The organism is Jiangella endophytica (assembly GCF_003427025.1).
Lineage (GTDB): Bacteria > Actinomycetota > Actinomycetes > Jiangellales > Jiangellaceae > Jiangella > Jiangella endophytica.
Genome location: NZ_QVAI01000041.1, coordinates 1 through 11,195 on the forward strand (window position 1 = coordinate 1; position 11,195 = coordinate 11,195).

An 11,195-nucleotide genomic window follows, 5' to 3' on the forward strand; every position below is an offset into this window, starting at 1 on the left:
ATCGGCGACCTTCAACGCCTCTTCGACCGCATACTCGTCGAGCTCGGACAACAAGCCGTCGACACCGGCACGATCGGTGGTGTTGTCGGCAGCGAAAGACCGGTCCGCGGTGGCGTCCGGAACGTGCTTGACCAGGGCGACGATCCTCATCGACCCAACTCCTCGAATCGACGCCTGGACCTCCGGTGAAAGGCGAGCTCAATCCAGGACCTCGGTGAGCCCGACTGCATGCTACAGGAAATCAACACACCCGTAGATTCGACCCACAGCGAGCCCAACGACGCGAGACGGCATCCTGACCGCAGGACTGAACTCCGACGCACAGGCACTGCGCCTGGTTGTCGAGCTGGCAGATGCAGATGATCCGGCCCAGGCCGACGTCGACGAAAGCTGAACGCAGCGCCCCTCATAAGCTGCCGCGACGGCGAACCCGAGGCACCAGCCGCGACGTGGGCGTCGCCAGCCGATCACGGTGAGGATGTGCCGGTGCCAGTCTCCGGACCGGTTGCCGACGCTCCGCGAGCCATGCTCCACGCTCTGGAACCGCCTCGGCGGCACCGGCCCGATCGTGCACCCTGACCAGCCGTCCAGCTCTGACCGGCGATCAACGTGCCGCCGCCGCCATCCGCCCAGACCGCTGATCCCCGATGGTGACATCGTTCCGGCTCCCCTCTGTTGTCAACCGGCTCGTTTGAGGGATTCTTGGCCGCGGGCTTCCGGGAGCGTGGGCTCGGTTGTAGCGTCGGTTCCGCGGGCCCGGTGAGTGGCTGATCCGAAGTGTCGATGTGCGGGGGCAGGTCGACCGCGCTGGATTGATGAGTCGCCCCGCAGTGCCCTCCCGGGCCCGTTCCAAGCTCCTCGATGTTGTCGGCGGCGCGAGCATCGGCGACCAACTGCCGGTAGACCGCGTCGGAGATCCGTCGTGTGAGGCAGCGCAAGCTTCCATGCGGGTCTTGCCGGCGGCGAGCTTGCGTCGGTAGTAGGCCCGGCCTTCGGTGTCTAGCCGCATCTGGGTGGTCGCGGCGATGTGCAGCATCCGGTTGATCCGGCGATTCCCGGCCCGGGAGAGCCGGTGGCGGGTCTGCTCACCAGAGGAGGCGTCGAGTGGGGCGGTCCCGGTCCAAGACGCGAACCTGTTGCGGTCAGCGAAGCGCGCGACGTCGCCGACGTCGGCGAGAATGCGCGCCGTGACGACGGGGCCGACACCAGAGAGGCCCATCAGGTTCGAGCCACGCTCCTTGACGATGGCCTTGATCTCGACGGTGAGCGCTCTGACCTTCTTCTCGATCGCCATCAGGTTGGCCAGCTCGTCCGCGGCGATGCGGCGGCGGGTCTTCCCGACGACGTCGCGAGGACGAACGCTGGCGAGCATCGCCTTTGCCTGCAGGGCGGTGATGTCCTCTTCGCGTTGCCGGGTGTGAGCTCGGCGAGCAGACGTTGCAACCGGTTCACGGTCGCCACCCGCTGATTCGACAGCTGGTCGCGGTGGTCCACGAGCATCCTCAGCGCCTCCAGCTGGCCATCGGGCGCGAGGACACGCAGGTTCTTGGCGCGGACGGCGGCCACCGCGACCGAATGCGCGTCCTGGGCGTCGGTCTTGCGGCCATGCCCGGTGTCCAAGAGGCGTGCACGGGCCGCGAGCTTGGCCGGGACATCGACCACGCGCTCGCCGGCCTCCAACAGCCGCTGCGCCAGCGGACGGCCCACACCGAGGCTTCCTTCCACAGCCCACTCCCGGTCCGGCCACTGGTTCACGTACTTCCGCATGGCCGCGAAGCCGGCCTGGTCGGTGGTGAACCTTCCCGAACCGAGGGCATTCTCTCGTTGGTCGCCGACCTCGATCGTGGCCGACAGCTTGTGGGGATCGACCCCGATAACGATCTTCTTCATGGATGCACTCGCGCTCTGCCGTGAATGGATGGGACAGCGAGGTGGGCATCGCTACTCCGAGCTGGGCAGTCCCCTCTTGAGCCACGCCTCGTCACGGCGCCCGACGGTCCGCAAACCGGAATAGAGCCACACCCGCAAGCCGGGTGGGCAGCCCAAATAGAGCGTCCCGCCGAGCGCCTAGACCGAGTCTGGCCTGACGCCGGCCCTGCGGACGATCATCTAGTAGCCCAGAAGGACGCATGCTCTGCTCTCGGGACGTCAATCGATGAGGAGCGGCACCCAGAGTCTCCCGGGTTAGGGGGCGACGTGCCCTGTTGGCCTGGGAAGCGCTGCCCTGCCCCTCCCAGCGAGCCCGCCCAGGACCTGCGTTCCAAATGTCCGAGGTAGGCGAAATACTGATCTATTCAGGGTGGATGGGAAAGAGCGGGAATGGCGCCGGACAAACGTGCTTCGGCGACATCGCACGGCGCCGGCGTCCGGCCGCAGCTCCTCACCGGCGAACTGGAGGCACGGCTGACCTATCTCGCGGTGCACCGATGGTACCGCTGGTCAGTCGGTCGGCCGTTGCTGCTCGACATCCGCGGCGCTCGATGGAGATAGCGCTCGGCCGCGACGCCGAGCCCAATCTCGCGATCTCGCTGCCGCTGGGTGCCCGCCAGCTCACCTGGCAACTGCTCCCTGACGACCCGCCCAGCCCCGACCAGTTGCGCGAGCTGCGCCGCCACGTCCGCGACACCGTCGGCGAGGTCGCCGACCGGCTGCGCTGGGAAGGCCAGCCGCGCCGGGTCATCGCCACTTCGACGACATTCAAGCAACTGGCCCGGCTGGCCGGCGCAGCACGCCAGCGCAAGGGGCCCTTCGTGCGGCGCGAACTGGCTCGTCGCGACGTCCGCCGCTGGCTGCCGCGGCTAGCCGCGATGTCCGCCGCCGAACGCGCCAAGCTACGAGGGGTCTCAGCAGCCCGAGCCAGTCAGCTGATCGCCGGCATCGTCGTCGCCGGCACGACCGACCATGGCGGCGCTCAACGTTTCGAGTGCAGAGATCTGTCCGTGGGCGCTGCGGGAGGGCATCATGCTCAGCCATCTCGAGGCGATCACCGAACGCACCGCTGAGGTACCGCTGCAACCCGTGCGCCACCTGGACGAGCACAGAAGGCCACCGGACTCGACGGTGACGCCACTGCAGTCGACAGGCTGAGACACCGGACGGCGTCGACCCCGTGGCGGACGGGGAAATGGCGACGCGCGGGGAGTCACGAGCGACGGTGAACGCAGGCGGCGATGACGGCGGCAACAGCGGAGTCTTTGACAATGCGACACATCGCGCGTTCGACCGCCCCGAGAACGAGTGGGACGCGTCCTCCTCCCCGGCGACGCCGGCTAGCCGCGGCCGGGCACGAATTCGTGGTCGTCTTCGCCTTTGAGCCGCGGGAGGACTTCGGCGGCGTAGAAGTCGAAGAAGGCGTCCTGATCGGGCCCGATCTGGTTGACGAAGACGTCGCGGTATCCGGCGTCGAGGTACTCGGTGATCGCCTGGACGTGACGTCCAGGGTCTGGCCCGCACGCATGGGACGCCGCGATCTGCTCGGGCGTGACCAGGCTCGACGCCTGCATCATGTGCTCCGGCGTGCGCAGCACCTGAGCGAGCTCCCCCGGGAGCCCTTCGTTGGGCCAGAGCCGGTACGCGGTGCCGACCGCCTCCGCGGTTTCCGCGCCGTAACAGACCTTCACACCACCCTGAGTGGGCTTGCCGACTCCCCCGGCCCGCTCGAAGGAGGCGACGAGATCCGCATCGGGAATCGTCGAGATCAGGCCGTCGCCGATCCGCCCCGCCAACCTAGCGGCCGCAGGCGCGAAGGCTGACACGTAGACCGGCGGAGGTGTCTTCGGCGAGGTGTAGAGGCGTGCGTGTTCGACGCGGTAGTGCTCACCGGCCCGAGTGACGACGTCACCGGTCCACAGCTCGCGCATGATCTCAACGGCCTCCTCGAGCATGGCCAGCCGGGTCGGCGCGAGCGGCCACGGCGAACCCGTGACCTGTTCGTTGAGAGCCTCGCCGCTGCCGACCCCGAGCACGAACCTTCCCCCATGCAGCACCGAGCTCGTCGCCGCGGCCTGCGCGATGATGGCTGGATGGATACGCACGGTCGGGCATGTGACGGCGGTCGTGATCGGCAGATCGGTCTCACGCGACAGCGCGCCGATCACCGACCAGACGAACGAGCTGTGCCCCTGCTGATCGGTCCATGGATGGAAGTGATCGGAGATCCACAACGCCTGGAAGCCGGCTTCCTGCGCCCGGACGGCTTGTCGTACCAGTTCCCGCGGCTCCCAGTCCTCGCTGGCGAGGAAGTATCCGAACGTCATGGTCGCTCCTCTCCTGACACAGGTCAGCTCCGGGGTTCGGGGTCGATCGCGGCGTCGTCGCCCCGTTCGGGGCCGGCTGGTCCGGCGCCGACCTTCTCGTGGATGGTGTCGATCTTCCGCTCGATCCGTTCCAGGTCCTCGGCGTCGGCCTGGAACAGCAGGTGTTTCGCGGCCAGCAGGAGGACAGCCTGAAAGACCAGCTGCAGCCACTCGCTCTGCCAGTTCTCCAACGTCGAGGCGAAGAACGACGCCAGATAGTCCGACCATGTGAACGGCTGGCCGAGGGCCCGCTGATCGCTGCGGAACTCCGACAGCTGGGTGAAGAACTGCCCCAGCCAGGAGCCGAGGAACAACAGGACCAGCACGTACACCGCGCCCCAGCGCCTCAGATTCCGCATGATGACCTCCCTAGCCATGCTCAGTGCCGCTCAGGAAGGCGAGCAGCGCCCGGTTGACCTCGGGCGCGTGCGAGACGTTCATCCCATGCGGACCGCCTTCGACGAGCACCAGTTCGCTGCCCTCGATCGCCTCGTGAGTGCGCCGGCCGGACCCTTCGAACGGCACCCTCCGGTCGGCGTCACCGTGCAGGACCAGCGCCGGCACCGCGACCTTCGCCACGTCGGCGCGGAAGTCGGTGGTGTCGTGCACCGCCAGCGTTTCGAGGGCGGCGACCTTGCCCGCCCGGCGGCACAGGTCGAAGGTCGCCCGCCGGACGTTCTCGGAGACCCTGAGCTCGCCACCGGCCGTGTAGAGATCCCGGGTGAGACCGTCGAAGAACCGCTCGCGGTCCGCTGCCAGCGCCTCGGCCGTCTTCTCCGCCTCGTCTCTGGTCAGCGGCCCGTCTGGGTTGTCGTCCGTCCGCAGCAGATACGGCGTGACGGCGGATGCGAACACCACGCTCCGCACCCGGCCGACGCCGCGGACGGTCAGGTAGCGCGCGACCTCGCCACCGCCCATCGAGAACCCGACGAGGGTGGCGTCGCGCAGGTCAAGCCCGTCCATCACGGCGGCGAGATCGGCAGCGAGGGTGTTGTAGTCGTACCCGTCCTGCGGCTTGTCCGACTCTCCGAAACCACGCCGGTCGTAGGCGACAACGCGGTACCCGGCAGCGGCCAGCGGCCCCGCCTGCGGCTGCCACATCCGCCCGCTCAACGGCCACCCGTGGATGAGGACGACCGGGCGGCCGGGACCGCCGGAGTCCTCGTAGTACAGGGCGTTGCCGGTAGCGCCTCGGATCGTCGCCATGGCCGCAGCGCCCTCAGTCGGGCGTGACCTTGTCGCGCAGTTCCTCCTTGGACATCGACGAGGTGCCGTCAACGCCAAGGTTGCGCGCCTGCTGGGCCAGGTCCGCGCGAGTGGTGTCGCCGGGCCGGTCGCCGAGGTGCTCGGCCCGGGCCGCCAGGAACGCCTCCCCCAGCTCCGCCCGTCGCTCGTCGCTGAGCCGCTGCCGCATGCCGGGCAGAACGGTGTTCTCTTCCTCCTCGACGTGATGACCGACGGACTCGACCAGCTCGCGCAGCACCGCCTCGTACCGGGGATCGTGCGCGTCCATCGCGGCGAGCCGTTCGAGGATCGCCTCGGCCACGGCATGCTCTTCCTGGCTGTGCGCCACCTCGTCAGTCTCGCCGGCCTCGTCCCGCGCGACGGGATACACCGCAGCCTCCTCGGCTCGGCTGTGCGCGACCAGCAGCGCCGTCACCTCGGTCACCGCCAGATCCCGCCGCCCAGGATCACTACGCAACAGCTCGAAGAGCCGCTCGATCTCCCTGTGGTCCTTCTCGATCAGATCCACCACATCACGGCTCTCAGCCATCGTCCTCACCCCTCCGGTCGCCCGTCGCGACCTGGCCGGGCCCGTACCCGACCCGTCCCACGACATGCGCCGAACCGGGCCGATCTGACCTCCCCGGCACGGTGTTGCCTCATCACGCAGCCGCCGCGGCGCTCCACCAGCTACCCGCACCGTGCGTTCCCGGAGGTGCCCGTTAGTCCATCCCCAGGTCATGAGCGTCCGACCCGTGGCAGCGTCATGCGCTCCGCTAGCCTCGCCCGCCGTAAGCCGCAGCCGCAGACGGGTATACGTCGGTGCATGACCACCTCACCCGGGATGGGGCCGCGAGTCCGCGTGGCAACCCAGAACATCTGGGCACGGCACGGCAATTGGCCCGCTCGACGGAAACTCCTGCGCGACGTGTTCGCTCAGCTCGCACCCGATCTCGTCGCACTCCAGGAATCCGTGCTCACAGAGGACTACGACCAGGCCGCGGATCTGTTCGGTCCTGACTACACCGTCATCCACCACGGACGCCGAACCGCTGATGGAGTCGGTTGCACCATCGTGAGCCGCATGGAACCCGTCCGCGTCAATGAGCTCGACCTCTGGGCCGAAGGCGCGAACCCGGACGACTTCACAGGTCAGTGCGCAGCCGTCGAGGTGACGACATCCCTCGGGCCCCTGCTGTTTGCCAACCCACAAGCCGAGCTGGCGGCTCGAGGCAGAGCAGGAGCGCGAGATCCAATCCGTGCGCGCGGCCCTCTTCATCGACCAGCTCGCCGAACGGCGCCCAGTAGCCGTCGTGGTCGCCGGAGACATGGATGCCCGGCCGGACTCGGCGAGCATGCGCTTTTGGACCGGCCGGCAGTCGCTCGCCGGCAACAGCGTCGCCTACCAGGACGCCTGGGAGTTCTCCAACCCCAGCGATCCTGGGCTCACCTTCACCACCGACAACCCCCTCGTCACGTCGGACTGGCGCCGCATCTCCGGCCGCCGCATCGACTACATCCTCCTACGCTGCCCCAACCATGCCCCTGCAGCGGCCACCATCGCCTCATGCCGCCGCTTGTTCGACGAACCGACACATGGCACCTGGGCCAGCGACCACTTCGGCCTCACCTGTGATCTGAGCGCCGCGGCACCCGATCTGCCGTCGTGATGGGCGGTCGAGGCCCATCGGCGCTACGAAGACTGGTCGTCGACCTGCGGGGCGTGCCGACGACCTCACCCGTCACAGCATCGACATGCACCGACGAGCCGGTCAGGCGGATCGGGTTCGTGCACCCTCGCGTGGACTGCTCAGCCCGCGACACGGAGAGCCGGGCGGCGAGCTGGTCCAAGTCGAGGGCGTCCAGGGCGGCGGTCGAGGTCACGACCGGCCCCGGGCACGGATGGTGACGACCCATTCCGCGGGGCGGTTGCCGTCGGCGGGGCGGTACTCCTCCTCGGTCGTCTCGATCACGTCATACAGGTCCGACAGCAGGTCGGCCAAGGCGCGGCAGTCAACACAGCTGCCATAGATGCGGACGCGGATCATGGTAGCTAGTCCTCCTCACAGTCAGCGCACATGATCTGGCCGGGTGGCACGTCCCGCTCCCACGGCGTGAACAGGTCAGCAACAACGCCGCAGACGGCGACGGGGCCGTGTGCGGAGCGGTGCCAAGCCGGGTCTTGCGCGAGCACAGAGCGGCCACCACTGGGCGATCATGCCGCCACCGCCGGACGAGAGTCACGGCCGGGGACGGCGGTGAGCCGGGCCGGGGGCGGCGGGGGTGCGGTGCGGCCGTCGACGGTGGGCGGGAAGAACCGGGCAGAGCCGGGGTGGATAGTGCGGCGCAAGTGCGTGGTGCGGGCGGCGATGGTGTCGGCGACGTGGCCGGGCACGAGCGGGAACCGAACCAGTTCAAGGCCGCCGGCCGGGCTGTCGACGACGGCCATTCCGGCCCGGTCTTTGGGGATCGACACCGGGCTGATGTGTTCTTGCCGACGCTGTCACCGAGGATCGCGGTGGCGGCGTCGTCGGACTTGACCCGCCACGCGGTGCGCTCGGCGGGGTTGTCGCGGATCTGAGTGGGGATGGAATCGGATGTGGGCTTCTGGGTCAGCTCCGTTTTTTCAAGGCGGCAGCCGCCCTCCCGGCTACACCGGGCGTGCGGCCTAGCGGCCGTTCCGGGCACAGCCGGGCGGGCGGCACGGAAGCAGAACAGGCCGGTGACGAAGTGAGAACGCATCTCACCTGTCACCGGCCTGGTGATCCAACAACCGCACGACGGCTACCGACCAGAACGAGGCGGCCCACGCACCAGCCCACCGCCGACGACCACGAGACGAACCGAGCCGTTCAGTGCCACTGGGGTGAACCCCGTGCCCGTCCGAGCTGGGCGGTCCTCCCCCATCCCCCTCATGCCCCGATCGTCCGGCCTCCACGTCGCGAATCAAGGGCGCTTCGCGTCACTACGTGATCGACTTCGTCGACCCTTGACACGCTCGGTCGGCCTAAGGGGCGGCAGTTATGAGGGGGATGGGGGGGGAGTATGGGCATGCGGCGACTGCCCCCTTGACGATGAGACAGGTCCTGCGCTAAAAAAATTGCGCGGGTCGCCTCGCCCACGCCCCCCGCGACGAGGCGGTCAAGTCCCCGTGTCGGGACGGCCACCGTTGCCGTATCCCGGCACGGGGGCGCTGGGCCGTACAGCAGCGAAGTACAGCAACCAGAGCAGCCATGAGCTCTCGCCAAGCCACCATCACACGTCGATGACCAGCGCGGACGAGGTTAAATCCCAGATAGTGGTGTGACGCTGCGTTTCCCTTCGGTGGGTGCGGTCAGGTGGTGAGTGCTGGGAGGTGTTCGGCTCCGATCGTGGTGTCGGTGGTGGGTGTGATGTTGATGCGGCAGCGGGTGAGCAGGTCGAGTCCGAGGTAGCGGCGGCCCTCGGCCCATTCGTCGGTCTGCTCGGCCAGGACGGCGCCGACGAGGCGGACGATGGCGTCGCGGGTCGGGAAGATCCCGACGGCGTCGGTGCGTCGGCGGATCTCTCGGTTGAGCCGCTCGGCGGGGTTGTTGGACCAGATCTGTGTCCACACGTCCTTGGGGAACGCTGTGAAGGCCAGGATGTCGTCGCGGGCGGCATCGAGGTGGTCGTGGACCTGGGGGAGCTTGCCGGCGACGTAGTCCAGCAGCCGGTCGAACTGCGCGGCCACCGCTGGTGCGTCGGGCCGGTCGTAGACGCTGTGCAGCATCGCCTTGACCGCCGGCCACATGCTCTTCGGCGTTGCGCCCATCAGGTTCGCCGCGTTGCCCTCCGCCGAGATGCCGGTCCGGATCGACGTCGCCGACCGCGACCCCGTCGACCGGTCGAGATCGTACTCGCGGGTCCAGGCACATCATCGCGGACCTGGACGCCAGTCGGTCTGAACGCGCTGGGGGCGAGCGCCGAGGGACAATGGCGCTCTCCCGGCGACCGATCGTGGCGGGGTCGGCTGGAGAGGCTCCAGCCGACCCCGCACCGATTTGCCCGCTGCAGCAATCGGACAAACGCGCTTCGGCGATCGCACCGCGCCGAGTGTGTCGGCTGCTTGCCCGGGTAGTGACCGAACGAGCGGGATCCGGATCCGCTCGGACCGGAGGCACGGATGCGGTCTCGCTCCTTCTGGCTGGACGGCACTGGCGACCCGCCGCCGACGTCCCGCACGCCGCCCTCCGGCCGCGACGTCGACGTCGTCGGTGCCGGTATCGCCGGGATCACCACGGCCTATCTGCTCAAACGCGCCGGTATGACCGTCGCACTGATCGAGGCCGACGATCAGCTGGCCACCGGCGTCACCGGTCACACGACGGCGAAGGTGACGAGCCAGCACTCGACGATCTACTCCACGCTGACCCGGTCCTTCGGACCGGAGACCGCCCGAGCCTACGGAACGGGGCAGCAGCTGGCGATCGACTGGATCGTGTCCGAGGCCGCGGTGCTGGGCGCCGAGGCGGACCTGTCCCGCCGCGACAGCTACGTCTACGCCGAACAGGAGTCGTCGGTATCCCAGTTACGGACCGAAGCGGACGCCGCGCTCGAGGCCGGGCTGCCGGCGTCGTTCGTCACCGGAACGGATCTGCCGCTCCCGGTGGCGGGTGCCATCCGATTCACAGCCCAGGCCCAGTTCCATCCGCGCCGCTGGCTGCTTGCGCTGGCCGCCATGATCCCGGGCGACGGCAGCGATATCGTCACCGGGACGCGGGCTACCGGTCTCACCGAGGGCGACCCGTGTGTCGTCGACACCACAAGCGGTTCGGTACATGGACGGCACGTCGTCGTCGCCACCCACTATCCGATCTTCGACCGGGGCCTCTTCTTCGCCCGTCTCGAACCGCGTCGCGACCTCGTTGTCGCGGGCCGGGCGGATCTCGGTGCGGTCCCCCACGACATGTACATCTCAGCAGAGGATCGGCACTCGATCCGTACGACCCCGCTCGACGACGGCGGTGTGCTGCTCATCGTGGGCGGCGAACCGCACCGGGTCGGCGCCCGCGCAAGCGTCGCCCGGCACTACGACGATCTGTCCAGGTGGGCCCAGCAGCGGTTTCCGGTGCAGGAGGTTCCGTACCGTTGGCTCGCGCACGACCTCACCACCGTCGACGCGCTCCCCTACGTCGGCCGCTTCCACCCGCGCGCCCGCAACGTCTGGGTCGCCACCGGCTTCGGGCACTGGGGCATGACCAACGGCACCCTCGCCGGCCTCCTCCTGCGCGATCTGATCACTGGCGAGGAGAACCCGCTGGCCGGACTCCTGGACCCGGCCCGCCGCACCGTCCGGCAGTCGGCTGCGGAATTCGTCAAGGCAAACGCATACGTGGCCGCCAGGCTGATCGGCGACCGGATGGACACGGCGGTGGCGCGGCACGGCACGGACTCCATCCCTGCCGGTCACGGCCGGGTCGTCGCGGCCGGGACCCGGGCGATCGCCGCCTACCGCGACGACGACGGCATGCTGCACTGCCGGTCGGCTCGCTGCACCCACCTCGGCTGCCTCGTCGTGTTCAACGACGCCGAACGCACCTGGGACTGCCCGTGCCACGCGTCCCGTTTCGCCACCGATGGCCGCGTCCTGGCCGGTCCCGCCGTTCGCCCGCTGCCACCCGTCGAGCCGCCGGGATGAGCGCCATGCGCAGCGGA

General features: G+C 68.9%; 11 protein-coding genes and 3 pseudogenes. 4 read left to right on the forward strand and 10 right to left on the reverse strand.

Annotation, left to right across the window (positions count from 1 at the left end):
* The 3 genes and pseudogenes from DZA62_RS37765 to DZA62_RS36640 all read right to left on the reverse strand — a co-directional run.
* A pseudogene (locus tag DZA62_RS37765) lies at window positions 1–150 on the reverse strand (electron transfer flavoprotein subunit beta); the annotation flags it as partial.
* A 454-nt stretch (window positions 151–604) separates the two neighbouring features.
* On the reverse strand, window positions 605–1,372 hold the full coding sequence (locus DZA62_RS36635) for a transposase (RefSeq protein WP_198664535.1): 768 nt from the start codon (window positions 1,370–1,372) through the stop codon (window positions 605–607).
* A complete protein-coding gene (locus DZA62_RS36640) occupies window positions 1,294–1,890 on the reverse strand; it encodes an IS110 family transposase (protein WP_198664536.1) in 597 nt (198 codons plus the stop codon). Before DZA62_RS36640 ends, DZA62_RS36635 begins: the two co-directional genes overlap by 79 nt.
* A gap of 536 nt (window positions 1,891–2,426) precedes the next feature.
* Here DZA62_RS36640 and DZA62_RS34945 point away from each other — a divergent pair.
* Entirely contained in the window at window positions 2,427–3,002 is a 576-nt protein-coding gene (locus DZA62_RS34945) for a Ppx/GppA phosphatase family protein (protein WP_232827683.1), read from the forward strand.
* Window positions 3,003–3,269: 267 nt separating this feature from the next.
* On the opposite strand, the gene DZA62_RS34950 is transcribed toward DZA62_RS34945, so the two are convergent.
* The 4 genes from DZA62_RS34950 to DZA62_RS34965 are packed head-to-tail and all read right to left on the reverse strand — an operon-like array spanning window position 3,270 to window position 6,048.
* Window positions 3,270–4,256, reverse strand: a complete 987-nt coding sequence (locus tag DZA62_RS34950; protein ID WP_116953601.1) for a TIGR03557 family F420-dependent LLM class oxidoreductase — start codon at window positions 4,254–4,256, stop codon at window positions 3,270–3,272.
* A 23-nt stretch (window positions 4,257–4,279) separates the two neighbouring features.
* Window positions 4,280–4,654 (reverse strand): DUF6766 family protein, encoded by a 375-nt coding sequence (locus tag DZA62_RS34955; RefSeq protein ID WP_116953602.1) that lies wholly within the window; start codon window positions 4,652–4,654, stop codon window positions 4,280–4,282.
* Between the two features lie 10 nt (window positions 4,655–4,664).
* Window positions 4,665–5,501, reverse strand: coding sequence for an alpha/beta fold hydrolase (locus tag DZA62_RS34960; protein ID WP_116953603.1), 837 nt, complete (start codon window positions 5,499–5,501; stop codon window positions 4,665–4,667).
* Between the two features lie 13 nt (window positions 5,502–5,514).
* Window positions 5,515–6,048 (reverse strand): hemerythrin domain-containing protein, encoded by a 534-nt coding sequence (locus DZA62_RS34965; RefSeq protein ID WP_198664539.1) that lies wholly within the window; start codon window positions 6,046–6,048, stop codon window positions 5,515–5,517.
* A gap of 315 nt (window positions 6,049–6,363) precedes the next feature.
* On the opposite strand from DZA62_RS34965, the pseudogene DZA62_RS37770 reads away from it, so the two are divergent.
* Together DZA62_RS37770 and DZA62_RS34975 are read left to right on the forward strand one after the other, a co-directional pair.
* Window positions 6,364–6,615: pseudogene (locus DZA62_RS37770) on the forward strand (endonuclease/exonuclease/phosphatase family protein); the annotation flags it as partial.
* Between the two features lie 103 nt (window positions 6,616–6,718).
* Complete coding sequence (locus tag DZA62_RS34975; protein WP_332871905.1) at window positions 6,719–7,189, forward strand: endonuclease/exonuclease/phosphatase family protein; 471 nt, start codon at window positions 6,719–6,721, stop codon at window positions 7,187–7,189.
* A 210-nt stretch (window positions 7,190–7,399) separates the two neighbouring features.
* Here the strand turns inward: DZA62_RS34975 and DZA62_RS36145 are convergent, their stop codons facing one another.
* The 3 genes and pseudogenes from DZA62_RS36145 to DZA62_RS34985 form a co-directional block, all read right to left on the reverse strand.
* Window positions 7,400–7,567: a hypothetical protein gene (locus DZA62_RS36145; RefSeq protein WP_157988106.1), complete on the reverse strand. Its 168-nt coding sequence runs from the start codon at window positions 7,565–7,567 to the stop codon at window positions 7,400–7,402.
* A 167-nt stretch (window positions 7,568–7,734) separates the two neighbouring features.
* Window positions 7,735–7,968 (reverse strand): hypothetical protein, encoded by a 234-nt coding sequence (locus DZA62_RS34980; RefSeq protein ID WP_116953607.1) that lies wholly within the window; start codon window positions 7,966–7,968, stop codon window positions 7,735–7,737.
* An 885-nt stretch (window positions 7,969–8,853) separates the two neighbouring features.
* Window positions 8,854–9,324: pseudogene (locus tag DZA62_RS34985) on the reverse strand (transposase); the annotation flags it as partial.
* A gap of 339 nt (window positions 9,325–9,663) precedes the next feature.
* Between DZA62_RS34985 and DZA62_RS34990 the strand changes: the two are divergent.
* A complete protein-coding gene (locus tag DZA62_RS34990; RefSeq protein WP_116953608.1) occupies window positions 9,664–11,178 on the forward strand; it encodes an FAD-dependent oxidoreductase in 1,515 nt (504 codons plus the stop codon).
* Window positions 11,179–11,195 lie beyond the last annotated feature (17 nt).

Coding starts and splice junctions, on each gene's coding strand:
- DZA62_RS34960 (WP_116953603.1), bottom strand. CDS start 5,501: ATGGCGACGATCCGAGGCGCTACCGGCAACGCCCTGTACTACGAGGAC.
- DZA62_RS34950 (WP_116953601.1), bottom strand. CDS start 4,256: ATGACGTTCGGATACTTCCTCGCCAGCGAGGACTGGGAGCCGCGGGAA.
- DZA62_RS34945 (WP_232827683.1), top strand. CDS start 2,427: ATGGTACCGCTGGTCAGTCGGTCGGCCGTTGCTGCTCGACATCCGCGG.
- DZA62_RS34980 (WP_116953607.1), bottom strand. CDS start 7,968: ATGGCCGTCGTCGACAGCCCGGCCGGCGGCCTTGAACTGGTTCGGTTC.
- DZA62_RS36640 (WP_198664536.1), bottom strand. CDS start 1,890: ATGAAGAAGATCGTTATCGGGGTCGATCCCCACAAGCTGTCGGCCACG.
- DZA62_RS34955 (WP_116953602.1), bottom strand. CDS start 4,654: ATGCGGAATCTGAGGCGCTGGGGCGCGGTGTACGTGCTGGTCCTGTTG.
- DZA62_RS36145 (WP_157988106.1), bottom strand. CDS start 7,567: ATGATCCGCGTCCGCATCTATGGCAGCTGTGTTGACTGCCGCGCCTTG.
- DZA62_RS36635 (WP_198664535.1), bottom strand. CDS start 1,372: ATGCTCGCCAGCGTTCGTCCTCGCGACGTCGTCGGGAAGACCCGCCGC.
- DZA62_RS34990 (WP_116953608.1), top strand. CDS start 9,664: ATGCGGTCTCGCTCCTTCTGGCTGGACGGCACTGGCGACCCGCCGCCG.